The following is a 24929-nucleotide window of genomic DNA, read 5'->3' as shown; positions in this document are numbered from 1 at the left end:
TAAAAGTCAGCGGACTGCTTCCGTTCAAACATATCGATTAAGCCATAGATGCGAGGCGGTAGATGTTTGGCTTAGAAGGTCGGAATGGCCATTGATTTACAACTCATGGGCCTTCTCGCAGATTGACGGGCAGGTATGTCCGCGCCCGCTCCGATAACCTACCTACAGTGATTACGCCTAAACTACAAAATCATCTGGGCCTAGGATGAGCGACTAACCATTGCATAGTTTCGGGCCTATTTTCCGATATAGCGAGCCACTTAATTGCTTCGGAAACATTTGCGAGATGAGGCAATTCATGCGGGTTGCGCGAACCCTGTCGAATTAGGCGGCACTCGTGAGACGGGATGAGGCGGTCGATCAGTTTGGAAGCGATGTTCTTCTCCACGTGCTCGTGGCATTCGATGATGATTTGAGAACGCTCGAAAACCCTAAAATCGGCGTCAACAAAGAAAATGTCCTTTTCTCCGCCTTCGCAATCCACCAGAAGGCAAGGACGGTCAGCGTTACTTAACAGGCCTGAGATTTGCCTGAATCGAGCTGTTGAGCATTTCAGCCGAATCTTGTCGGCGACACCATTCAACTCAGCTGCTTTCAGAGAAACCTCGATCGCCTTCTCACTCTTATCTATGGCGTACACGGGGCAATTAAGCCGACGCGCCAGCCCGACAGCATAATACCCCTCCGCACATCCCAAGTTAACTACGAGATCCGCGGGCCTTCTAATGAAATCTTCAACAGCAAGTTGGATTTCCGACTCGTACACTCCGAGCAACTTTGGAAGAACATCACCTCCGTACCACGAACTATCGTCGGGAAGCTTCATCCCCTTAAATGGACCAGCCTGGACCGTGGAATCAGTCGCCTCTTTTATTGTGTCCGTCAGAATATTTAGTGCATTTGTGTAGTCCACCATCCGCAAATTCCTAGTAATGCCCGATGCGCTTTAGACGCTCTATTTCCTCTAACGAGAGATAATTTCCGCGATCGTACAATAGCCCATTTTCGATATAGCTACCAATCATCTTGCTCGCATAGGTAAGATGAATAACTCCCACCGCCGGATATGGCGCTACGTTCACCAAAACGCTAGCGCCCTTTCTCACCAACTCTCCCATATGGCAATTGTAATTATGCATCGCCGAAACGGGGAGAAATTGGTCCGTTGAGTATGCGAGATAGTTCAAAGCGGTTTGCTCCGCCAAATGCAAAGAATGGTGCGACTCGTATTCACGCTGCACGATTCTGCTTACTTCGGAGGCCCACCGATCCCAATAATCGCTCTCCGAATGGAGTCCAAACAAACCAGAGCTAAGCACCGCTTTATTAGCGTACGTACTCGCAAGAGTGTGTCCGTAAGTATCTCGATACCATTGATAATTATAACCACTAAACTCGGTGCAATTGGAATAAAAATATCTATACGACACATCGACAAGAGGGGAAACAATGAGTTTCCCCTTATTCTGAGCTGCCAAATCCCTGTAAAGACGTAGCGAATCAGGTGACTGTATCCAGATATCGGAATCCGACCACAGGTAGACATCGAAATTGGGAAATAGATTTGGCAGAAACGGCCGACACAATTGAGCATCCTGATAGGGTTTTAACGGCGCTTTGCCCGATCTGAGGAATTTATCTCGACGAAATTGTGCTACGGACACACCATTTTCTTGCATCCACGACAAGGTAGACGGCGAGCAACCAATGTCCACCATGTTCAACGCAAACTCATCGGTTCTCGTGGTTGAAATGATACTTAGTACAAGACCTTTTGCTAGGGGTGCGAAGACTTCGTCAGTGGCGAAAACAACAGCAGTTTTTATCATGCTAGACCAAACTTTGACATGAACTTTTTGAATTGAAACTTCACAGGCAATTTCTGAGGGAGCTCTAACCACCAGACCGAATTCACGACGCCCACCGACGCACCTAGCTTCTCGGCAAGCAGGTCAACTTCATCACAAACGTCAGGCCATTTCGCGCAATAGTCGTGCCCACACATAATTCCACCGGGCTTCATGAAGGCCAACCAGAAATACAAATTATCTCTGAAATACGGATTGTGGTGCATGCTATCATCAAAATAAACATCCACCGCGCGAGTCCAATTTCTGACATCATCTGGACTTCTCCCGATGATGGGCATTATCGTCGGAATTCCGCGAGTAAAACGCCGAAAAGCCTCATGACCAAAAGGCGGGCAACTAGGAATACACTTTTCAACCAAGTCCATTATCCATCCGTCGCGCTCCCACGGATCAATGCAATACACGCTTACGCTTGGATCTACGGAAGTTCCCCAAGTGAATGATGAACGCCCGTACAATGAACCCAATTCCACGACGACGCCTTTTGATGGAACTTTGCGGGCCAGAGTTTGAAGAAAATCCAACTCCGCATAATTCATCTGACCAGGAATATTCATATCGATCATGTCGCCTCAGTGCCTTTTTATATACCGATGGTACACTGCATACTTCCACCAGAATTTCCTGTCGCTGCCGCTCCCCATATATCTCCGAAACGAATTCGCACCTTTTGTGGCTTTGTATAAACGCTTCTTCGAGACAAATCTCCTTACGATATCTTTGCATAACGTTGCTCCGATCACGGGAGAAAGTCGGTCAAAGTTGGTCATCACATATCTTGCTATCTCGAAATTCAATGCGCTGGACCGATCGAACGTGGCGGGCATATATCGGCCACCGATAATTGCATTCTTGCTGAAATTATTCTTCCGATGAAGCCTCCACCCTACCAGCGGCTCCGACACAATAATCGTGCCGGAAATTAAATGACCGAGGGTTGCAAAGAAATAGTCGGCACAGATCCGGAAGGGACCAATGTTTTGCGGCAAAATCAAACGCAGAAGATCGCGTCGAAACATTAGCGAAGAGCATGCGGAAGTATTCCAGCCGGCAACGCCCCTTTCGAGATAGAGGAACTCCATCTGAGCGCTTGGATGGCGCTCAACTGCGGTCGACACGGAAACCGGAACCGCCGTAACGGGGATGAGCTTGGAAGCAGAGCTTGAATCCGGCGTCCTATTTTTAGCCAACATATGGAAGGTCGATTCAAGTATTTGCCCGTCCTCATCGATCTGGTAACTGTCCGAGGCCGTGATGCCCGCGGAAAACGAAGAATTTAGATGCGCACGAATATGAACTTCCAAAAAGTTGGGCAATAGGACATCATCCGCGTCAAGAAAACTCACAAACACGCCAGACGAATTCTCAAGCCCGGCAAGCATCGCGCCCATTTGACCAAGATTGGAGCCCAATCGGATAAAGCGGAACCGATCGTCATTAAGTTCGCGTAGGAATGTCGTGATGAACTCGGCCGACCCATCGCGGGAGCGATCATCGACTATTATACATTCGAAATGTGGATAGGTTTGTCGTGCCACAGACTCGATGGCAGCTTTGACGAAGCTCAAATAGTTGTAATTCGTCAGGATGACAGAGACTGACGGCACTCGAAATTGATCGTCAAAACTCGAAGACGCTACACACGCCGCTTCGATATTTGAAACTGTATTCATCAAACCGTTCCCTCGCGCGTAACACAAGACGTGCGCCCGCGCTTAAGGATAGTTACGACGACCGGCGCATTTCTCGGATGATCTCTGAACCAACATAATCGTCCGCGTACCGCAAGACAGCGTTGCGGCCTTCCCATACGATTTGTCACGCCGGTAGCCATACGGCCACACATGTATAGATACCGCATAACTTCTATTGATTAGATTGGACTCGCGAAGTCCCAAAATTCGGTACTCGGATCATCCCTTTCCAAAAAAGGATCTGCCGCGTTGAGATCCGCAATAGAACGATCATTCGAAACTTCTGGTCGCCACACCCGAGCTCTAAACGGCATTTCCGCCGTCGCGCCAATTGGCGTCGAACGTCATAACCCATACAAAATGGATGTCATCGATTGGCGTGGGACACGACTTACTCGCGCAAGTACGCAACAAGCTTATCGAGCGCGTCCGCCAAATCGCTGACTTCGTTGTCGTTCCACGACTTGCCGACTAGACCTCCCGCCCATTGCGTTCTTTGCCGAAGAAAAGTCACCACACGAGGGAGAGTGCCACCTCACCAGGCATTCCACCGGGAAAACTTACGATTTCAGCACGAAGCCTGTACCCAAGTGGCCGCAATTGCTCGTCGTAGAATTCAAACGCATCCTTGGCGAAGCCGGTTAGCGACGTCGGCCATTCGGGATCCGCTATGTTGATGCGTCGACCCCCGTCGCTACAGTAGCTCGATGGGAAGGTAATGACCTGAAGGTGATGATGTCCGTTTTGAGCTGCGATGCGTACGGCATTGTTTATGCGCTCGACCGCCTCAGGCGCGACTTTGCGCGACATGAAGGCTTCGCGCAGTTCGCGCTGTTGCTGTTTTTGGCTCTGACTGAGCTTTTGCTCGCGCTTCAGCTCTTCCATTTCCGCGTCGGAGGCGATCATCTGCAGATCTTCGGGTCGCAACAGTCCAGGCATGCTTTCATCTCCTTCTGTCTTCGGCCGGCGGAAAGCTGCTTTCTCGGTGATGCTTCGAACTTCTGACTGTTTGCAAGCGCGTCGAGAAAGAGAATGCCGCGCTGCCAAGCATCGATCGGATACGCCCACGCGTCCCGGGCGAAGTCGAGAGGCCACGTGCTGCTTGGTATTCGGACGGCTGAGATCGTTGGATCTGCCATATCCGGTTGCTCCAATTGATCAGCCTGCATGCAAACCCTTTGAAGCATATGACGACGTCGATCGAAATCAAGATTAGGAGTTCGATAAATAGCTAACGGGCAGTTTGCAGATCAAAGCTCGGCGCGATCTCACAGGTTAACGATAGTTGGTCGACATAGCCAAAAATCCGTAACTTGCCGCTCGATCCCAAGCTTTGCAGTCGAGTGCTCCGATCCCATTTCGAAGCGGATTTGGTTTCGCGAAAGTCGCTCGCAATCGATTAATTAAAATACAGTACAAAGATCAATGATGGGGTTCGGGATTTTGTTCAACTATGGCCGAACGCCTTTTACCATCAGCGATCCGGCGATGGCGCGAGCGGGATTGGCTTGTGCATTGCAAGAGGGCTCCGGTGAGAAGCGCTACGAACATCTCTCTCTTGCGGCCGCTGCTCAACAGCGCAATTGTGAGATAGCAGTTTGCAAAGCGATTGTTGGACTGCGCTTTCAGGGCGCCAGAGATGAACATTGATCCGCCCGCGCCCGCATCCGGAAAAGGCCGCTTATCGCGTCGGCACGACGCTATTGATCAGTCAGGCCTGAAGCGTTGGATTCCCGGCATTCGAATGCTACAGGAATACGATGCCGGCTGGCTGAGGCATGATATCGTCGCCGGCTTGGTGCTCACCACGATGCTCGTGCCTGTGGGTATTGCCTATGCCGTCGCGTCGGGCGTGCCGGGCATCTATGGCTTATACGCGACCATCATCCCGTTGCTCGTGTACGCTGCACTCGGTCCCAGCCGCATCCTTGTGCTTGGACCGGATTCATCGCTCGCCGCCGTCATTCTCGCTGTCGTACTGCCCCTATCGGCAGGCGATTCAATGCGCGCGGTGGCCCTTGCGAGTGCAATGGCCGTCGTCTCGGGCATTGTTTGCATCGGAGCGGGATTGGCGAGACTGGGCTTCGTGACGGAGCTTCTGTCGAAGCCAATCCGCTACGGTTACATGAACGGCATCGCCTTGACGGTGTTGCTGAGCCAGCTGCCGAAATTTCTGGGTTTCTCGGTCGATGATGTTGGTCCGCTGCGGGACCTCTGGGCGATCGGTAACGGCATAGTCAACGGACGGGTGAACTGGGTTGCCTTCGGCGTCGGAGCCGCAACCCTGGCTGTGATTTTCATCCTCAAGCGATTCAAAATAGTCCCCGGAATATTGATCGCCGTCATCGGAGCGACGGCTGTCGTCGGAATCTTCGGCTTGTCCGAGAACGCCGGAGTGTCCGTGCTGGGGCCATTACCGCAGGGACTGCCCGCGTTCGAAGTGCCGTGGATCTCAACCGCGGATGTTTCGGCGGTTCTGTCCGGCGGCCTCGCCGTCGCTCTCATTTCTTTTGCCGATACGAGCGTTCTGTCGCGCGCCTACGCTGCGCGCACGCGAACGCACGTCAATCCCAATCAAGAACTCATCGGTCTCGGAGCGGCTAATCTCGCGACCGGGTTCTTTCAGGGCTTTCCCATCAGCAGCAGCTCCTCTCGCACCCCGGTCGCAGAGGCGGCGGGCGCAAAGACGCAAATGACAGGCGTGGTAGGAGCGATTGCGGTAGCGCTTCTCATCATAGCGGCGCCGAATTTGCTGCAGCACCTGCCCATGAGCGCACTCGCCGCGGTCGTCATTGCGTCAGCCATTGGGCTGATTGAGGTCAAAGATTTGATCCGCATTTATCACATGCAGAAATGGGAGTTCTGGCTGTCGATGCTATGCTTTGCTGGCGTCGCCGTGTTCGGTGCCATCCAGGGGATCGCGCTCGCTGTGATCGTGGCCGTCATCGAATTCCTCTGGGATGCCTGGCGGCCCCACTTCGCCATTCTCGGCCGGGCGGAAGGCGTCAAAGGTTACCACGACATCGTTCGATATCCGCAGGCCCGGCAGGTGCCCGGTCTCGTGCTCTTCCGGTGGGACGCACCCTTGTTTTTCGCGAACGCGGAGCTGTTTCAGCAAAGTGTGATTGCCGCTGTCGAGAATTCGCGGACGCCTGTGCGGTGGGTGGTCGTTGCCGCGGAGCCGGTAACAAGCGTCGACGTCACCGCGGCGGACGTGGTGGCGGAACTCGACAGCACCTTGCGAGAGGCGGGCATAGAGCTTTTGTTTGCGGAGTTGAAAGACCCGGTCAAAGACAAGTTGAAGCGCTTCGGGTTGCTCACAACGCTCGGTGAGCAGTCGTTCTTTCCGACTGTCGGCGCAGCCGTCGGCGCCTACCTGGACGCTCATCCTGTCGATTGGGTCGATTGGGAGGACAGGTGTCCGTGACCATCGCGAACCGCGGAGACAAACGATGCCGAATTGGTTGCTGGTCTTTGGCCCTGTCGCGATCGCACTTAACCACTTCGCACCGGGCCATTATGCGCTGATCTTCGCTTCGGCGGCGATCGCTATACTTCCTTTAGCGGGATGGCTTGGGCGTGCCACCGAGCAGCTTGCGGACCGGTCCGGCGAAGGCGTTGGGGGGCTGCTCAATGCTACATTCGGCAACGCCGCGGAGTTGATCATTTCTCTCGCCGCCTTGCGCGCCGGACTTCATGATGTCGTCAAGGCGACCATTGTCGGCTCAATCGTCGGAAACATTCTTCTTGTGCTTGGCGCTGCCATGCTGGCTGGCGGCCTGCGCTATCGAGAGCAGAGTTTTAATCTTGTCGGTGCCCGCGCCGAGGCGACGATGCTGACCTTGGCGGTCATCGCGCTCGTCATTCCCGCCGCCTACAGTGTTCTGGTGGGAGGGCAGTATGCCGGAGGAGAGCGCGCACTGAGCATTTCGATATCTCTCGTGCTTCTGGCGGTGTACGCCATGTTTCTCGTATTCTCCTTATGGACTCATCCGACCTTCTTTCGTGGAGCGAAGGCGTCGGAGAACGGCGAGCAGGCGCAGCCCTGGACGCTCGCACAATCGCTCTTGGTCCTTGCAGCCTGCACCGTTGCAATTGCGTGGCTGAGCGAGATCCTGGTTGGCACGGTCGAGCCGACAGCGCACGCGTTCGGACTGAGCAACATTTTCGTCGGTGTGTTCGTCATCGCCATAATTGGAAATGCAGCGGAGCATTCGACTGCCATTACCGCAGCTGTGAGGAACCGGATGGACCTCAGCTTATCGATTGCGATTGGATCGAGTATTCAAGTTGCGCTCTTCGTGGCGCCTGTCCTTGTTCTGGCGAGCTTGCTTGTTGGACCTCAGCCCATGGATCTCCTGTTCGGGAAGGGCTTGCTGCTCGCTGTGTTTGTGGCGGTGGTGATTACAGGGCAAGTCGCGGGCGACGGCCGGTCAGATTGGTTAAAGGGCGTTCAACTACTCGCCGTTTACCTGATACTCGGCCTTGCGTTCTATCTGACGCCGCAAGCTTAAGCGGTCGCTTCTTGTTCGTTTCCCGCGGCGCAATAGCGAATTAGTAGCGAAAAACATGAAGAGTTGTTTCAAGCACGGCCTTTATCAGCCACAATCGGCTCGGGCTGGAATTGGCGACGGTTGGGCACTCGGTTTGGCTGAGGACTCACATGGAACGCGGCAAAGACGCTAAAGCTCATTCGTACGAAGAAGCGACGTCACACAATGTTAAGCTCAAGCGCAAGGACTACGAGCGCGAGCTTGAGAAGCTTCACGTCGAACTCGTCAAGTTGCAGGAATGGGTTCGCCATAAAGGCCAGAAGATCTGCGTCGTATTCGAGGGGCGTGATGGGGCCGGCAAAGGCGGCACCATCAAGGCGATAACAGCAAGAGTAAGTCCGCGCATCTTTCGGGTGGTCGCGCTTCCCGCCCCGACGGAGCGCGAGAAGAGCCAAATGTACATTCAGCGCTATCTACCTCACCTCCCAGCGGGTGGAGAGATCGTGATCTTTGATCGCAGTTGGTACAATCGCGCAGGCGTTGAGCGCGTGATGGGCTTCTGTACGGAAGAACAAGCGCAGCGCTTCCTGAAGATCGTGCCGGAAGTGGAAAAAGCGATTGTCGACTCCGGCGTCGTTCTCATCAAATACTGGCTGGAGGTAAGTCCTGACGAGCAAACGAAGCGGCTCGAGGAGCGCATCGACGATGGTAGAAAGATCTGGAAGCTGTCGAAGATGGATCTGAAATCCTACACCCACTGGGACGACTATTCACGTGCCAGAGATGAGATGTTCTCGGCGACCGATACAGCCTGGGCACCGTGGTATGTGGCGCGATCGGATGACAAAAGACGAACGCGGCTGAATATTATCGAGCATCTTCTGAGCCGAATTCCTTATGTCGAAGTAAAGCGTGACAAGGTCAAGCTGCCGAAGAGGCATGTCGGCGATTCCGGCGATGCATATCCCTTCAAATTTATTCCCGAGCCGCATTAGTTCAGCAGCATCCGACATCGGTCGGTGATAATTTTAAGGGAGGCCGAAATGCGCCTTACCAATATCGCGGTCTTGGTTTTGGGCATCGCGGCCTCCCAAGCACATGCACAACAGGCTTACGCACAACAAGGCGAACCGGAGAAAATTTCCGTCGGCGTAGCAAGCGCTGAGCGAAAACCCGTATCATCAGCTCTCGATTTTGTGGGGCGCGTTGAAGCGATCGACCGTGTCGAGGTCAGAGCGCGAATTACGGGTTACCTGGAAGCGGTTCTATTTAAAGAAGGCGACATGGTCGACGTCGGCGCGCCTCTCTATCGCATCGAGAGCGGGCTCTTCAAAGCGGCGGTAAACGAATCTGCGGGGGCGCTGGAGCGCAGTAAAGCCGCCAAGGTTTTGAGTGAGGTTCAGCTCAAACGAGCGAGCGACCTCTACGAGAAAAACGCCGGCACCGCTGTTGCGCGAGACCAGGCCGTCGCGGCGGACGATCAAGCCAAGGGAACCATTCTCGTCAACCAAGCGGCTCTCGATACGGCCAAGATCAACCTCGGGTACACCGAAATCACAGCACCGATCGCCGGAAAAGTCGGCCGGACGGCCGTGACCAAAGGAAATGTCGTTAGCCCGGAGACCGGCCCGCTGACGGTCATCGTCAGCCAAGATCCGATGTACGTTACGTTCCCAGTCAGCCAACGGGAGTTTTTACGTGTGCAGGAGAGCGGGCGACGGCTCGACGTCACGCAACTGAAGGCGACCTTGCGCTTCGCCGATCTCCGTACATACGACCACGTTGGCACCATCGATTTTGTGGACGTCACGGTCAATCGCTCGACCGACACCGTTCTCGTGCGCGCAAAGTTTCCCAATCCGGCCGGCGCGTTGATAGACGGGCAATTGGTGCGCGTTGCCATTCAATCCGGCGAGCCCAAGGAAAAAGTCGTCGTCCCCCAGGCGGCTCTCATTGCAGACCAGCAAGGCGTTTACGTCTTCGTCGTCGATGACGGCAAAGCATCGGTCCGGCGGATCAAAACGGGCAGCGAGAGTGGAAGCGACATCGTAGTCGATGAAGGATTATCAGGCGGAGAGAAGGTGATTGTGGAGGGCCTGCAGTCGGTCCGTCCGGGATCATCGGTCATCGCAACACCTTTGCCCGGAACCGCCGATCGGAGTTGACCGATGCTCTCCGCGCTCTTCGTCGACCGTCCCCGTCTCGCAATCGTCATTGCCATCGTCACCACAATCGCCGGTGCGCTCGCTCTATATGCGATACCGGTCGCCCAGTATCCCGATATCGTTCCGCCGCAGGTGCAGGTCACGACCACGTACCCCGGCGCTAATTCATCGGTCGTCGACGCGACTGTCGCGCAGCCCATCGAGGCGCAGGTCGTCGGCGTCGACAAGATGATCTACATGAAGAGCGTGAGTGGCGATGACGGCAGCTACACGCTCATCTGCTCGTTCGAGATCGGCACCAATCCCGATATCAACACGGTCAACGTCAACAATAGAGTTCAAGTCGCGCTTTCCAGCTTGCCGCCGGAAGTCCAACGGCAGGGTGTTTCGGTAAAGAAAAAGTCGTCCGCACTTCTTGGTGTCTTGGCGGTCTATTCCCCGAAGCATACCTACGATCCGCTATTTCTCTCGAACTATGTCACGATCAACCTTCTCGATCAGATCAAAAGTACGCCCGGTGTCGGTGACGCCACGCTTTGGGGGCCGCAGGATTATGCCATGCGTGCGTGGGTTCGAACTGACCGGCTAACCGGTCTGAACCTTACGACTGGCGATATTATAAACGCCATCCATGCGCAAAACCTTCAAGCCGCTGTCGGGCGCATCGGCGCGCGCCCGATCTCCAACGAGCAACAACTACAACTCAACATCCAGACGAAAGGACGCCTCAACAACGTTGCGGATTTCGAGAAGATCGTGTTGCGGACGAATCCGGATGGTTCGGTATTGCGGCTTGGTGACGTCGCTCGCCTCGAACTCGGCGCAGCCAACCTCGATCGCGAAACGCTTTTCAACGGCTCTCCCGCAGCGGTGATCGCCATCTACCAGGCCCCCGGCGCCAACGCGATCGCAACCCTGAAGGAAGTCCGTGCGAAGCTGACGGACGCTGAGAAAAGATTTCCGCCGGATCTGGTCTGGAAAGTCACCTACGATCCCACCGAGTTCGTAACCGAAACAATCCACGAAGTACAAAAGACGCTGATCGAAGCCTTTATTCTGGTGGTCATCGTTGTCTATCTCTTCCTCGGCAGCATCCGGGCAACGTTGATACCGACTCTCGCCGTGCCCGTGAGTTTGATCGGCGCATTCATCGTTCTGCTCGCTATCGGCTATTCCGCGAACACCGTGTCGTTGCTCGCTGTGGTGCTGGCGATCGGTATCGTCGTCGACGATGCGATCGTCGTGGTTGAGAACGTCGAGCGCGTGATGGAGGAGCGTCCCGAACTTTCAAGCGCCGAGGCGACCAAGCTCGCCATGGCGGAAATCACAGCGCCGATCATAGCAATCACGCTCGTGCTGCTTTCCGTGTTCGTGCCCGTTGCTTTCATTCCGGGAATTTCCGGCGAGCTCTTTCGCCAATTCGCGGTGACGATCGCGGTATCGATGCTTCTCTCCGCGATCAACGCACTTACGCTTTCCCCCGCCTTGTGCGGAATCTTGCTGAAGCCGCACCATGGACCTCGAAGAGGGCTCATCGGCGCCGCGATGAGGGGGATCGACTATATCAGAGACGCCTATGGTGCCGCCGTTGCTCGCATGCTGCGGATCTCCCTGATCGGCTTGGTTCTTGTTGCCGTTGCGCTCGCCGGCATTGCCGGCTTGGCGAAGATAACGCCAACCGGCTTCCTACCCGAGGACGACCAAGGTGCGCTGTTCGTCATTGCTCAGCTTCCCGGCGGCGCCTCGGTCGTTCGCACCACGGATATCATGAAACGCGCGGAAGCGATTCTGAAGGAGGAGCCGGCGGTCGAAGATGTCACCTCGGTCATCGGCCTCAATTTCATCGACAACTATTCGCAGGCAAACGCTGGTTTTATGGTGGTTACGCTCAAGCCGTTTTCGGAGCGGCAGGATCGTTCGCAGGGCGCGAACGCGCTTATCGCGCGGCTCGGACCGAAATTTAGAGAACTGGTCGGCGGCACCGTCGTGCCTTTGGCACCCCCACCAATCATCGGCCTTGGGTCCGGCGGTGGCTTTACGTACGTGCTGAAAGACCTGCGCGGAAGCGACCCGAAGGCTTTAGCGCAGGTAATGCGCGGTCTCCTCGTAGCCGCCAATCAAGATCCGAAACTATCTCGCGTGTTCAGCACCTATTCAGCGACCAACCCCTCGCTCTATCTCGAAATCGACAGAGACAAGGTGCAGATTCTCGGCGTGTCGCTAAGCGACGTGTTCCAAGCGCTGCAGGCTTCGCTCGGCGGATATTTCGTCAACAACATGAATCTCTATGGCCGTACGTGGCAAGTCCAAGTGCAGGCTGACGCCGCAGATCGAACAAGCGTGAGCGATATTTACCGGATCAATGTACGCAATTCGAAAGGCGAAATGATTTCGATGCGTAGTCTGGTCGAGGTTCGCCCCGTCATCGGCCCGCCCGCAATCATTCGCTACAACAATGTCCGAGCAGCGACTGTTCAGGGCAGCCCCGCACAGGGCGTTTCATCTGGACAAGCCCTCAACGCCATGGAGGAGGTTGCTGCACGCACGCTGCCTGAGGGCTATGCAGGCGAATGGACCGACACGGCGTTTCAGCAGAAGCGCGCCGAGGGCAAAACACCGATCATTCTCGGGTTTGCGCTGCTATTCGCTTATTTGTTCCTCGTCGCGCTCTACGAAAGCTGGGTCATTCCGGTTCCGGTTCTGCTGTCGGTCAGCATCGGTGTTTTTGGGGCCTTTGCGGCGATCGTCATCGGCGGTCTGACCCTCGATCTCTATGGCCAGATCGGAATGGTGGTGCTGATCGGTCTCGCCGCCAAGAACGGCATTCTGATTGTCGAGTTCGCCAAGGATCAACGAGAACGCGGCGTCGCTCTCAGCGAGGCCGCGACCGAAGGCAGCCGGTTGCGGTTCCGGCCGGTCATGATGACGTCCTTGGCTTTCATACTGGGCCTGCTGCCGCTGGTCATCGCAACAGGCGCTTCGGAACTTGCACGACGAGACGTCGGAACTCCGGTATTCGGTGGAATGATCTTCGCGTCCGTCATCGGCATTTTCGCGATACCGTCCCTCTACGTCACATTTCAAGCGCTGCGCGAGCGGCTGCGGCCAGCCTCTCGTCCTCGCGTCGAAGGTGAGGGCAATGGAGTGGCGCAGCGCCAAAATGGCGTACCGACGCAAGGCTAGGAATTCGCCTCAGTATGGCGACCGCATATCCAAATCACCAATGCCGACCTTCGTGCTTCCTGCCGGTGGGTTGAACGTGAAGGTATCGGGCGGAGATCGGCCATTCGTCCAATCGTACAGGTTTGTCTGCACATTCCCGTTGTTCTGGCTCATCAACACACTCTTACAGGGGAGTGGAACACCGCTGTTCTCAAGCCAAACATCCCATTTGTCCGCATCCCGGTCGGATGCATATCCGATGCTGTATCGATTGCATTGCGCATCCTGAACGCGTTCCAATCCGCCGGCATCGGTCCTCACGCTCGGATCGCCATTTGCGACATCGCTAATGGCGCCGAGAAATCGAAGCACCTGCGCTTCAAACACGGCTAAGCCGGTAAATAGGTTTACGGCCTGGATCGGCTTTTCCGGTGCCGGAAGCTGCGCGTATTTTCGCTTTTTCTCGTCGTAAATTGTGAACACCGTTCCGTCCGACACGATCAAATATGCAAAGCCGTTTCCGGAGAGTTCAACTCTGAGCAGGTTCGGACGCGCTACAAAAAACCTGGCCGTGCCTCGAGAAGGGCCAAGCGACGTATTGCGCGAATCGTAGGACGTCTGGAACTGAACGTCGCTGCTTCTCAGATAGTCGTTCAATCTCTTGAAGACTGCCCTCGTGTCGTCCGCATTCGCTTGTTGCGCAGCCGATTGCGGCACGCTTTGCGCAACGGAGATGGTTATCGGAAACACGCTGAAGGAAAGCAGGAACGTCAGAAATCGAATTGAAAGAAATCTTGGGAAAGTGATTGGCCACTTCATACCCGCCTCGCTCTGGATATGCAGTACCCCGCCCGTCTTTCTCCACTCTCAGCCGGGCCTTACCTCTAGTCAAACGGATCCGTTGTCGTTGCGTCGCGATGCGAGTGAATTTGGTAAATTTTTTTCACTCCGTCAGGCACTGATTTACGCCGCCGGCTTCCGGATAGCCTATTTTTCTTCCTCGCGACGGTCTGTCCCCTAGAACTGATAGTGTCTGCTTCGGGTCGTAGCAGAACTTGGCGAGCCCGCTTCTCTTCCGCTTCTCGCTGGGAGCCACGGAAACGACGGCGCATAGAGCACTGCCTCTGCAATTACCGCGGTTGAAACGTCTTCGTGTAGAATACCCGGCAAAAACCGTCATCGTCACAGCGCCCGGTCTCTCGGTAGCCCCGTCTTTGATAGAACTGCGAGTTGCCCGTCATCCTGGCTTTGGTAAACAGAGTCACTGCTTTGAAACCGAGCCGCAAAGTTTCCATATCCGCAAACGCTAGTAATTTGCTGCCAAGTCCTTGCCGATGATGCGTGGGCAATACAGCCAGTGTGTCTATGAACATCTGATGGGCAACGGGCCAGAACGAGATGTAGCCAAGGACCTGCGTCCCGTTGCAGATCAGACGGACCGAACCCTCGATAATTTGCGATTCTAGGTCGTCGGGCAGTGGGGCATCTTCGCTGTCTTCAAATTCGTTAAACGACGCGAACGCCAGTTCTAAGCATGTAACGATCTCCGCAAGATCGCCGACAGTTGCAACGCGAATGCGCGTACTGTCGCTGCCGACGGCGGCACTGCCGATAAGGCCAATAGCCTCTCGATTTTCGATAATGCACGCTCCATCAAAGACGCCGCTTTTCGCGTGCGCCCCCGTAAAACGCCCCGCAAAAGGGAAGCCCCGCCACTGGCATCCAGTAGCGGGGCCTGAAGCTTAAGGCGTTGCCTGCACTCAAAAGTCGGTCGCGATCAATCGCGATCAAATGATGAGCGGACAGCAGCCGACTTAGACGGCGGCGATGTTCCCGACGGCCATCTTGCCCGAACGACTGTCCTTCTCGGTGTCGAACGAGACCTTCTGACCTTCGGAGAGGTTTTGCATCCCGGCGCGCTCAAGAGCGGTCGCGTGGACAAACACGTCCGGACCACCGTTGTCCGGCGCGATAAAGCCGAAGCCTTTTTGATCGTTGTAGAATTTAACGGTACCAACTTGCATTGTTTTCGTTTTCTTTCGCTTGAGAAATAAAAATCAGCAACGCTTGCGCGCGGTTGATCATGAGCGTCGATGTTTGGATTTCGTCTGAATGAGCGCCCATGATAACTGGGGGCAAACGGCGTAAGATGCCAAAACCGATATGCCTTACATAGTACCTGTTCCGAAAATTACAAGGGTAGACCGTTTCAAACAGCTTTAACCGCAGCGCCGTTCATTTCACCAAGCAGAGTATCTCATCACGAACTGAGACGACGGTTGCCGAAGCAAAAATGCTTTGGACCGAAGTCGGCCGCCCGAACCTCATGGTGAAAGTCCCCGGCACACCTGCGGGGACTCCTGCCATCCGCAAGCTGATCGGCGCCGGTCTCAATATCAATATCATCGACGAGACCGGTGTCACGCTGAAGAACGGCGCGCGGCTTGGTGCGGATCTCGTTGCTGTTGGGATTGGTGTCCGGCCCGAACTTGAGCTTGCGGTCCAAGGCCGGCCTCAGTCAACACCAGTATCAGGCGTTGCCTGCAATCCTGGGGTCAGAGCGCGAGTTGGGCATCAAGGACATCTCCGAGCGGTTGATGGTCCGCCACCACACTGCCGTCTACTCGATCAGTTTGAGCAAGCGCCTGCGAAGTTCTACGCACGAAAAAAAGCCGGAACGGCGCGCGGCGAGACGAAGTAATCCAGTCAGCGAACTCATGATGCGTCCGCCCGTGAATTGCGAGAATTGGCGGCGCGTTGTGCGCCACTTGCTGAGCTGTTCGGCAACGCCGGCTTAAAGTTGACTTCCTCCAAACTCTGCCTATCTTCAGCAGCATGTTACAGCTTCCTACCCTCTCTATCGCTCGGCGCTTCGTCAAACATGTCTTGGCCCGGGCCGTCGTTACTGCCCCTTGACCAAGCAGTAAGCGACCAGACCCGGGACGTCCTCACATACATCGATGAGTGGACTGTGTGGCCGCATAAAGCGAACGCACAGCGGAGCTATGAATGTAGGTCTCAGTGCGATACCCGCAGGCCTGAACTCCGACGAGCATTACCTCGCTTGTTTTGGCTGCTTTTGAGCTGAACGGCATCTCCGCCGCAAGCCGGATGCTGACTTCGGCCTGACGCCTAGCTCCTTCCACAAAACATCAACAGCAGGCGTTCGCCTTCTTCATCGATGCTTGCCACGCCGCAGCTCGAGCGAAGTCTGAAGAGGCGACGAGTTCAGAAAGCTAAAGGAAACCGAGATGGCAAAGCGCAAGAGTAAGGGCCGCAACCTGCCTGTTCCCCCCCGCAATTATGCCTATGAAGGTCGCAACAACAGGAAGCGCGAGAAGAAAAAAATATCAGGATATGCAAGTCTTCAAGCTGTACAGCCAGCACAAACTGGCACGTAAAAACTGATCACGACGGCGCAGCGGACTGCAAACCTCGTCGGCTCGCTGCGCCGCATCTCTGCGGTTACTCAAGTCGTCCCGTGGTGCTGATGAACATACGGACGTCATCCGCTCGAGAAGATTAAGATCGCATTTCGTTCGGTATCCGCTCGGCCGCGCAGGGCAGCCAAGACGCTTTGGAATGAAGCGACACTGCTCAATCACAAAACAGAGCACGAGGAACTGAGAGACGAACATTTCAACTGGGACCTTACGCCCGTTGACGAACACCGCTGCATTTCCCATTATTCGGTCATGTTCATAGAGACTGGCTTTTATTCGAAACTTCCCTTAGCGGGATCTGACGTCACGGGAATTTAGCCCCGGCTCGGCTCGCCTTGCGCCCCTGAGTCCGGGGGACGAACAACCTTTCACACAAAACGTTTCGCACATCGTGCACCAAGCGCCTCCGCGCTTGATACGCGTCAGCCGGTCGCGCGCCGAACCCGTCCGTGCGAATTGGCTGCGTGCTAAAATTAATTGAGGTCACCCATGTTGTTTCACCCTGTGTCCGAGGCACTGCCGCAGATTTTCGTTAGCGAAAATGAAGAACGCAGCCTGTTTACGCTGGCGACTGCGGCTGACTTAACTCAGCGGTCGCGTGACGCGGCTCAAAGCCTTCTCCGCGAGCTCGAACGAGCCCATGTCGTTTCCGAAGAGAAGGTGCCTCGGAATGTGGTTCGCATGAACTCGCGCGTCGAATTCGTCCTGGACGATACCAACCGTCGTCGCGTGGAAATCGTGTATCCACGCGACGCGGACATCGACGCGGGAAAGATTTCGATCCTTACGCCTGTCGGCGCCGCACTGTTCGGTCTGTCAGCCGGTCAAATGATGATGCTTCAAGGGAATGATGGGCGTCCCCACAAGTTGAGGGTCATTTCTGTGGTACAACGATCGACGAGTTCCTGATCAAGGACGAGGCGTGCTCGCGAACGCGAGGGTGACCATGCTCGAATCGTGGGTCTCGTACGGGTGCGTGGCGCGTCGACCGAGCGAAAGGCTCGCGCGAGAGCAGGGAGATCGTGCGCACCTGCAACGAGGAGAAGGCAGATGAAGCGCATTCTTGCTGCTACAGATTTTTCAACCCGAGCCCATCGGGCAATTCGACAAGCGGCGGTGCTTGCGCGCCAGTCCGGCGCTGAGCTCACACTCCTTCACATTGTGGATGAAGAGCCGGAAGCGCTGGTCGCCCTCGAAGTCGCCGAAAGCCGCAAGATCCTCGACGAGCAGATTGCGTCGATCCCTGAGCTGCGCGACGTGCAGTGTCATCCGAGTGTTGCAATCGGGGCGCCGCATGATGCAATCATGAAAGTGGCCACTGCGGTGAATGCCAACTTGATTGTCATGGGCTGCCACCGAAAACAGCTCCTGCGCGATGTTTTCGTGGGCACAACAATCGAGCGCGTCATCCGCACGGGTACGTGGCCGGTTCTTATGGTGAATAGTGAAGCTGCACAGGCTTATGGGAGTGTGCTCATCGCTCTGGATCTGTCGGACACATCAACAAACGCTTTGTCTTGCGCAAGCGCCCTTGGGATCCTCGACGATGCGCGCGTCACAGTCGTTCATGCTTTCGACGCGATTGCAAAATCGAAGTTGGCGTTCGCCGATGTAACGGACGAACGAATTAGTGCCTATGTCGAGACTGAGCAGCAGCGAGCCACCTCCGAGCTGCAGGGTTATTTGACGTCGCGGTCGTTCGACGCGGCACGATGTTCGTATTACGTTGCGGAGGGCGACCCGGTCCCAGTCATATCCAAGGCAGTCGACGCAATTGGTCCTGAGCTTCTTGTGGTAGGGACACATGGCCGTTCAGGAGTGGCCAAGATGCTATTGGGAAGTGTCGCCGAGCAGCTGTTGCGCACGATGGAATTAGATATTCTGGCGGTGCCGAGACGCTCGATGGCCAGCTGATCTTCGGAAACACGAACAAGATGCGGGATTGATGTTCTCAAGCGACACGCTGCTACTCGCGACGATAGCACTTCCGTTCGTCGGCAGTCTCGTCGCGTCGTTACTCCCCACAAACGCGCGCAATGCGGAAGCGTGGTTGGCCTGCGGGACCGCACTTTGCGTACTGGTCTCCCTGTCGCTCCTCTACCCCGCAATGGCGGATGAGCAGATTGTCCGTTCCGAGTTCGAATGGATACCGTCAGCGGGGCTTTCCTTCGTGCTGCGGGTCGACGGGTTTGCCTGGATTTTCGCGCTTCTCATTACCGGCGTGGGGTTCCTCGTGTTCCTCTATGCGCGGTATTACATGTCGCCTGAGGATCCCGTTCCGCGCTTCTTCGCGTTTCTGCTCGCCTTCATGGGGTCGATGCTCGGCATCGCGCTCTCGGGCAACCTGATCCAGCTGGTGTTCTTTTGGGAGCTGACGAGCTTTTTCTCATTCCTGCTGATCGGCTATTGGCATCACGACGCCAGCGCGCGGGCCGGCGCGCGTATAGCACTGACAGTTACCGCCTCTGGCGGCCTATGTCTGTTCGCCGGCGTTATCGTGCTCGGTCATATCGCTGGAAGCTACGATCTCGACCGTGTTCTCGCGGCCGGAGATGTCATCCGTGGTCACGCGCTCTATCTCCCCGCGCTGGTTCTTATCCTCATCGGCGCGCTGACAAAAAGCGCACAGTTTCCGTTCCACTTCTGGCTTCCGCGCGCCATGGCCGCGCCGACGCCGGTGTCGGCGTACCTGCATTCGGCAACAATGGTGAAGGCGGGAGTGTTCCTGCTGGCAAGGTTGTGGCCGGTGCTCGGCGGCACCGACTATTGGCTCTACATCGTAGGCTCGGCAGGTCTCGTGACGTTCGTCATGGGTGCGTTCCTTGCCATGTTCCAGAACGACCTCAAGAGTGTCCTGGCGTACTCCACCCTCAGCCATCTGGGGTTGATCACGCTGCTTCTCGGCTTGGATTCGCCGCTCGCAACGGTGGCAGCCATCTTCCACATGCTGAACCATGCGACGTTCAAGGCGTCGCTGTTCATGGGGGTCGGCATCATAGATCACGAGACCGGCACGCGGGACATCAGACGGCTCAGCGGGCTTTACCGCTTCTTGCCGGTGACGGCGACGTTGGCGATGGTCGCCGCTGCGGCGATGGCGGGCGTGCCGCTGCTCAACGGGTTTCTATCCAAGGAGATGTTCTTTGCGGAGACCATCGCGACGCACAACGGGTCGTTGCTTGACGACGCTCTGCCCTACGTCGCGACCCTGGCAGCCATGTTCAGCGTTGCCTACTCCTTACGGTTTATCCGGGACGTATTCTTCGGTCCGCCGGCCACGTTGCCTCGGACGCCAAAAGAGCCGCCGCACTGGATGCGCTTCCCCATCGAACTTCTCGTCGTCGTGTGTCTGGTGGTCGGCATCGTACCGAACTTGACCATCGGGCCGTTCCTGAATATCGCCGTCGCCTCGGTCCTGGGGCCCAATGCGCCTGTGTTCGATCTCGCGGTTTGGCACGGCTTCACGCTGCCGTTTCTTATGAGCATCATCGCCCTCGCGGGCGGCGTCGCGACCTACGCGGTGCTCCGCGTTTATAACCTCGATACCGGCCCCCTGTTCGTTTTGGCAAAGAGCCGGCTGTCGGTGGGCGACACGGTCAGCGCCTGGGCACGACGCATATTGGGCTTGCTGGGTACACAGAGGCTACAAACGCAGTTGCGAATTCTGGTCTGCGTCGCGCTTGTCGCCGGGTTTTTGCCGCTAGTGGGCCACAAGCTTCTGCCGGAGACCATGGAGCTCACGCCCATCGACCCCGCGTTCGCACTCGTCTGGATCATTGGCATCGTTTGCGCTTTGGCGACGGCGCAGCAGGCGAAGTTTCACCGGCTGGCGGCGCTCATTTTAATGGGTGGAGCAGGGCTCGCTACCTGCATCACCTTCATTTACTTGTCCGCGCCAGATCTCGCCCTCACACAGCTGCTGGTCGAAGTCGTGACGATGGTGCTCATCCTTCTCGGCTTGCGCTGGCTTCCCAAACGGCTTGACGAGGGATTGCGGCAGGCCGACTCGTCGACATTGATGAGACGCTACGTCGATCTCTCGATCGCGCTGGCTGCGGGCGCGGGGCTCGCGGCGGTTTCGTTCGCGGTCCTGACGCGGCAGGTCCTGCCCGATGGCATCGCAGATCATTTCCTGGAACGCTCCTACACGGAGGGTGGTGGCCGCAACGTCGTCAATGTGATCCTGGTCGACTTCCGAGGGTTCGACACGCTCGGTGAAGTTTCGGTGCTTTGCATTGTGGCGCTCTCTGTCTTCGCACTTCTGCGCCGCTTCCGGCCGGCCCCTGAGAGTTTGTCTGTTCCTGAGCGGAAGCGCGTGCAGGAAGCCTTTGACGTCGACCATCCCGACCGGCAGCCCGGCGAGACCTTTGCCGACTATTTGCTGGTCCCGTCCGTCATCATGCGTCTTCTGTTTCCGGTTATCGGTACCTTCGCCATCTACCTGTTCCTGCGCGGCCACGACTTCCCGGGCGGCGGATTCGTCGCCGGGCTCTCGATGGCGATCGCCATTATTCTCCAGTACATGGCAATGGGCACTGTTTGGGTGGAACATCGGATCCGGGTCTACCCGCTGCGCTGGATGGCCCTCGGGTTCGCATTTGCGTTTGCGACGGGCATTGCCGCTTGGCTCGTCGGCTACCCCTTCCTGACGTCGCACATGTTCATTGCGCATCTGCCGATCATCGGAGACGTCCACATCTCGAGCACGCTCTTTTTCGATTTTGGCGTCCTGGCGATCGTGCTGGGCGCCACGGTCCTAATCCTGATCGCGCTGGCGCATCAAACGATCCGCACGCATCGCAAGCCAAGCATGCCGTCGGCCGTAGCAGACGGAGTCGGATAATGGAGATCATTCTCGCGCTCAGCATCGGCGCATTGACGAGTTCCGGCATCTGGCTGCTGCTGCGGTCGCGCACCTATCAGGTTCTTATCGGACTGTCGTTGCTATCGTATGCGGTCAACCTTTTCATTTTTTCGATGGGCCGCGTTCAGTCCGCCGCGCCACCTCTCCTCAAACCGGGCGTACCCGCCGACCTTGCGCACTATGCTGATCCGGTGCCGCAGGCGCTGGTGTTGACAGCTATCGTAATCACCTTTGCGATGACGGCCCTTTTTCTCGTCGTTCTTCTCGCAGCGCGTGGCTTGACACGTACCGATCACGTCGATGGGCGGAGGTCAGGCACGTGAGCGTCACTGTCGAGCATCTTGTTATCGCCCCCATCCTGCTACCGCTTGTAACGGCGGCACTGATGGTGCCGCTGCCGGAGCGCATGCGGACCCTCAAGGCCGCCATCGCACTCATTTCGACCCTGGGCACAATCGCCATTGCGTTCACCCTGCTCGGCATCGCCGATGCGCAGGCACCCGACGGGGGAAGCGCGGTAAGCGTCTATCAGCTGGGCAATTGGCCAGCGCCTTTCGGGATCGTCCTCGTCGTGGACCGGCTTTCCGCGCTCATGCTGGCGTTAACCGGCGTGGTTGTGCTTGCCGGGCTCATGTTCTCGATCGCTCGCTGGCACAGTGCGGGATCCTATTTCCATGCTCTTGTGCAGTTCATGCTGGCGGGCTTGAACGGCGTGTTCCTCACCGGCGATTTGTTCAACCTGTTTGTCTTCTTCGAGGTGCTCCTCGCAGCCTCTTACGGCCTTGCGCTTCACGGTTCCGGGGTGTTGAGGGTGAAGGCTGGCTTGCACTACATCGCAATCAACCTCGCGGCCTCTTCGCTGTTCCTGATCGGCGTCAGTCTGATTTACGGTGCGACAGGCACGCTCAACATGGCGGACCTTGCGGCCCGCATCCCGGCTGTGCCCGAGAGCGAGCGAATGTTGCTCGAGGCCGGAGCCGCTATTCTTGGCGTTGCGTTTCTCATCAAGGCGGGGATGTGGCCGCTCTGCTTCTGGTTGCCCGCGACCTACTCCGTCGTGGCGCCGCCAGTGGCGGCCATGTTCGCAATCATGACGAAGGTCGGCATCTATGCGATTCTGCGGCTGTGGCTCTTGCTGTTCGGCGCGGGAGCCGGGGCATCCGCTGCCTTCGGCCATGAATGGCTCCTGATCGGCGGTATCGCGACCGTGATATTCGGCTCGGTCGGCCTTCTTGCATCTCAGGATCTCGCGCGTCTCGCTTCGTACAGCGTGCTGGTATCGTCTGGGACTTTGCTCGCCGTTATCACTGTCGGCAACGCGGGCGTGACCGGCGGCGCCTTGTTCTATCTCGTCATCTCGACGCTCGCGCTTGCCGCCTTCTTTCTGCTGATCGAGGTGATCGAGCGCGGCAGGATTGCAGGCGCTGATTTGATCGCCGTGACGTTGGAAGCATTCGGTGACGGTGAGGAAAACGAGATCGAACCGGTCGGCATCGCGTTCCCGGCCACGATGGCCATCCTCGGCATCGGGTTCGCCATCTGTGCGCTGCTGCTGGCTGGACTTCCCCCGCTATCGGGATTCATCGCAAAGTTCCTCATGCTAACCGCGCTCTTTCAGCTGCCCGATCTGAGCGCGGACGCCACGCCATGGGTTCTGATGGCTCTCTTGCTGGTGTCGGGCCTCGCGGTGTTGTTCGCATTGATGCGCGCCGGCATTCGGGTGTTCTGGGTCCCCGTCGAAAGCAATGTGCCGACCGTCCGCTTTCTGGAGGTATTGCCCATCGTCGGCTTGTTAGCGCTCTGCGTTGTCCTCACGATCAAGGCTGAACCCGCGGCGCGCTTCATGCAGGCCACAGCGCATGATCTTCACGCGCCGGAGACCTATATAAAAGGAGTTCTATCTGCGCCGCGGGTCGAACGGCCACTGGAGGGCAGCCCATGACGGCCCTGGTTCCCCACCCAGTCCTCTCAGTGTTCCTGCTTGGTCTCTGGCTGTTGCTTAACCAGTCACTATCGCCAGGACACGTTCTTCTCGGCGGTGTCATCGCCGTTGCGGGCGGGCTCGCGATTTCGACGCTCGAGATGCCGAGAACGCGCGTTCGAAAACCATTTGCGATCGTCCGGCTCGCCTTCGTAGTTCTATTGGATATCGTGCGGTCCAACATCGCCGTTACCCGCATCATCCTTGCTCCGACCCCGCCGGCAAAGTCCGGATTTGTGACGATCCCTCTCGAGCTCCGCGATCACTACGCCTTAGCGACCCTTGCGTGCATCATCACATCGACGCCGGGTACAGTGTGGGTCAGCTTCGACAGCGCGAAGGGATTGCTCCTGATCCATGTTCTCGACCTGATCGACGAGACGACATGGGTCCAGCTCATCAAAACACGCTACGAACGAGCTCTCATGGAGATTTTCGAATGAACGCACAGACGTTTCTGCTGTGGTCGCTCGCGCTCGCTGAGTTGCTCTTCGTGATGGCCATGGCCTTTTCAGTCATTCGGATGCTGCGGGGACCCAGTGCGCAAAACCGCGTACTGGCACTCGACGCATTCTATGTCGCCGGGATGGGTCTCATTTTGACCTTCGGTATCCAGACCGGAGATACCGTCTACTTCGAGGCCGCACTGGTGATCGCACTGCTCGGATTTGTCGGTACGTCCGCGTTGGCCAAGTTCCTCATGCGCGGGGAGACGATCGAATGACGCCCGGATTGCCCGATTGGGTCGCAGTACTGACCGCCATTCTCGTGCTTCTTGGCTCGATCCTAACGCTGATCGGGACCATCGGCCTTCTGCGCTTCAAGAGCTTCTATGCGCGCGTGCACGCGCCGACCATCGGGACGACGCTCGGGATCGGATGCGTCCTGATCGCCTCGATCATTTATTTCTCAGTGCTGCAGTCGCGGCCGGTCTTCCACGAGGTCCTGATCATGATCTTTGTGACGGTCACGACTCCGATCACCCTGATGCTGCTGGTAAAAGCAGCCCTGCACCGTGACAAGGACGCGGGCAAGGACCACATGCCTTCGCACCCTGCAGACTGAGTACGGTCAACGGCGGCATCAGGCTCAATCCAGAATAGTCCGGAATCCACTCATTGCGAGAGTTCAGGATCAGTTGAAGTCGCCGGTTGCAACCTCACGGACTGGATGACATGGGCCGCGGCCAAGACCGACCAATTCGATCCGCTGGTTCTGGGTGCTGAAGCCGTGTTCGGAAAACTCGCGAAGTCATA

The 24929-nt window shown here is 56.7% G+C and carries 23 protein-coding genes; 15 read left to right on the top strand and 8 right to left on the bottom strand.

The features are described 5' to 3' along the window. Nucleotides 1-190: 190 nt before the first annotated feature. The 5 genes from BM399_RS09170 to BM399_RS09150 all read right to left on the bottom strand — a co-directional run bounded on the left by BM399_RS09170 (nt 191) and on the right by BM399_RS09150 (nt 4504). Entirely contained in the window at nt 191-916 is a 726-nt protein-coding gene (locus BM399_RS09170; protein WP_092867303.1) for a class I SAM-dependent methyltransferase, read from the bottom strand. Nucleotides 917-926: 10 nt separating this feature from the next. Further along, a complete protein-coding gene (locus BM399_RS09165) occupies nt 927-1829 on the bottom strand; it encodes a glycosyltransferase family protein (RefSeq protein ID WP_092867301.1) in 903 nt (300 codons plus the stop codon). Beyond that, entirely contained in the window at nt 1826-2437 is a 612-nt protein-coding gene (locus BM399_RS09160) for a class I SAM-dependent methyltransferase (protein ID WP_092867299.1), read from the bottom strand. Before BM399_RS09160 ends, BM399_RS09165 begins: the two co-directional genes overlap by 4 nt. A 6-nt stretch (nt 2438-2443) precedes the next feature. Continuing rightward, the gene (locus BM399_RS09155; RefSeq protein ID WP_092867297.1) at nt 2444-3544 is read right to left on the bottom strand and encodes a glycosyltransferase family 2 protein; all 1101 of its coding nucleotides are present in this window, start codon (nt 3542-3544) and stop codon (nt 2444-2446) included. A 531-nt stretch (nt 3545-4075) separates the two neighbouring features. Further along, nucleotides 4076-4504 (bottom strand): hypothetical protein, encoded by a 429-nt coding sequence (locus BM399_RS09150; protein WP_092867295.1) that lies wholly within the window; start codon nt 4502-4504, stop codon nt 4076-4078. A 700-nt stretch (nt 4505-5204) separates the two neighbouring features. Between BM399_RS09150 and BM399_RS09140 the strand changes: the two genes are divergently transcribed. The 5 genes from BM399_RS09140 (at nt 5205) to BM399_RS09120 (ending at nt 13406) form a co-directional block, all read left to right on the top strand. Beyond that, a complete protein-coding gene (locus tag BM399_RS09140; protein WP_092867291.1) occupies nt 5205-6992 on the top strand; it encodes a SulP family inorganic anion transporter in 1788 nt (595 codons plus the stop codon). 25 nt (nt 6993-7017) lie between these two features. Continuing rightward, nucleotides 7018-8079: a calcium/proton exchanger gene (cax, locus tag BM399_RS09135; RefSeq protein WP_092867289.1), complete on the top strand. Its 1062-nt coding sequence runs from the start codon at nt 7018-7020 to the stop codon at nt 8077-8079. Nucleotides 8080-8228: 149 nt separating this feature from the next. Continuing rightward, nucleotides 8229-9053 (top strand): polyphosphate kinase 2, encoded by an 825-nt coding sequence (gene ppk2, locus BM399_RS09130; protein WP_092867287.1) that lies wholly within the window; start codon nt 8229-8231, stop codon nt 9051-9053. A 48-nt stretch (nt 9054-9101) separates the two neighbouring features. Beyond that, entirely contained in the window at nt 9102-10223 is a 1122-nt protein-coding gene (locus BM399_RS09125; RefSeq protein ID WP_092867285.1) for an efflux RND transporter periplasmic adaptor subunit, read from the top strand. Between the two features lie 3 nt (nt 10224-10226). Further along, nucleotides 10227-13406, top strand: a complete 3180-nt coding sequence (locus BM399_RS09120; RefSeq protein WP_092867283.1) for an efflux RND transporter permease subunit — start codon at nt 10227-10229, stop codon at nt 13404-13406. Nucleotides 13407-13415: 9 nt separating this feature from the next. Here BM399_RS09120 and BM399_RS09115 read toward each other — a convergent pair whose 3' ends face one another. The 3 genes from BM399_RS09115 to BM399_RS09105 all read right to left on the bottom strand — a co-directional run bounded on the left by BM399_RS09115 (nt 13416) and on the right by BM399_RS09105 (nt 15409). After that, nucleotides 13416-14204, bottom strand: a complete 789-nt coding sequence (locus BM399_RS09115; protein WP_092867281.1) for a DUF2092 domain-containing protein — start codon at nt 14202-14204, stop codon at nt 13416-13418. A 311-nt stretch (nt 14205-14515) separates the two neighbouring features. After that, nucleotides 14516-14863, bottom strand: a complete 348-nt coding sequence (locus tag BM399_RS21590; RefSeq protein WP_425284072.1) for a GNAT family N-acetyltransferase — start codon at nt 14861-14863, stop codon at nt 14516-14518. A 336-nt stretch (nt 14864-15199) separates the two neighbouring features. Then, nucleotides 15200-15409, bottom strand: a complete 210-nt coding sequence (locus BM399_RS09105) for a cold-shock protein (RefSeq protein ID WP_092867278.1) — start codon at nt 15407-15409, stop codon at nt 15200-15202. A 230-nt stretch (nt 15410-15639) separates the two neighbouring features. On the opposite strand from BM399_RS09105, the gene BM399_RS21360 reads away from it, so the two are divergent. From BM399_RS21360 to mnhG, 10 genes are all read left to right on the top strand, one after another. Further along, nucleotides 15640-16086: a transaldolase family protein gene (locus BM399_RS21360; protein WP_280140555.1), complete on the top strand. Its 447-nt coding sequence runs from the start codon at nt 15640-15642 to the stop codon at nt 16084-16086. 550 nt (nt 16087-16636) lie between these two features. After that, nucleotides 16637-16786, top strand: coding sequence for a hypothetical protein (locus BM399_RS21140; protein WP_177228102.1), 150 nt, complete (start codon nt 16637-16639; stop codon nt 16784-16786). Between the two features lie 531 nt (nt 16787-17317). Next, nucleotides 17318-17737, top strand: coding sequence for a nucleoside diphosphate kinase regulator (rnk, locus tag BM399_RS09095; RefSeq protein WP_092867275.1), 420 nt, complete (start codon nt 17318-17320; stop codon nt 17735-17737). Between the two features lie 141 nt (nt 17738-17878). Then, a complete protein-coding gene (locus BM399_RS09090; RefSeq protein WP_092867273.1) occupies nt 17879-18742 on the top strand; it encodes a universal stress protein in 864 nt (287 codons plus the stop codon). Between the two features lie 31 nt (nt 18743-18773). After that, nucleotides 18774-21671, top strand: a complete 2898-nt coding sequence (locus tag BM399_RS09085) for a monovalent cation/H+ antiporter subunit A (RefSeq protein ID WP_092867271.1) — start codon at nt 18774-18776, stop codon at nt 21669-21671. Continuing rightward, on the top strand, nt 21671-22015 hold the full coding sequence (locus BM399_RS09080) for a Na+/H+ antiporter subunit C (protein WP_092867269.1): 345 nt from the start codon (nt 21671-21673) through the stop codon (nt 22013-22015). Before BM399_RS09085 ends, BM399_RS09080 begins: the two co-directional genes overlap by 1 nt. Continuing rightward, on the top strand, nt 22012-23634 hold the full coding sequence (locus BM399_RS09075) for a monovalent cation/H+ antiporter subunit D (RefSeq protein ID WP_092867267.1): 1623 nt from the start codon (nt 22012-22014) through the stop codon (nt 23632-23634). The genes BM399_RS09080 and BM399_RS09075 overlap by 4 nt, the downstream gene beginning before the upstream one ends. Continuing rightward, nucleotides 23631-24116 carry a Na+/H+ antiporter subunit E gene (locus BM399_RS09070; protein WP_092867265.1) on the top strand — a complete coding sequence of 162 codons (486 nt, stop codon included), beginning with the start codon at nt 23631-23633 and terminating at the stop codon, nt 24114-24116. The genes BM399_RS09075 and BM399_RS09070 overlap by 4 nt, the downstream gene beginning before the upstream one ends. Beyond that, a complete protein-coding gene (locus tag BM399_RS09065; protein ID WP_092867263.1) occupies nt 24113-24397 on the top strand; it encodes a K+/H+ antiporter subunit F in 285 nt (94 codons plus the stop codon). The genes BM399_RS09070 and BM399_RS09065 overlap by 4 nt, the downstream gene beginning before the upstream one ends. Further along, nucleotides 24394-24738 carry a monovalent cation/H(+) antiporter subunit G gene (mnhG, locus tag BM399_RS09060; protein ID WP_092867261.1) on the top strand — a complete coding sequence of 115 codons (345 nt, stop codon included), beginning with the start codon at nt 24394-24396 and terminating at the stop codon, nt 24736-24738. Before BM399_RS09065 ends, mnhG begins: the two co-directional genes overlap by 4 nt. The last annotated feature ends 191 nt before the right edge of the window (nt 24739-24929 follow it).

The sequence above is a fragment of the Hyphomicrobium facile genome (assembly GCF_900116175.1).
GTDB lineage: Bacteria > Pseudomonadota > Alphaproteobacteria > Rhizobiales > Hyphomicrobiaceae > Hyphomicrobium_B > Hyphomicrobium_B facile.
Note: the sequence above shows the minus strand (reverse complement) of the source record. Positions and strands in the feature narration are given on the sequence as shown.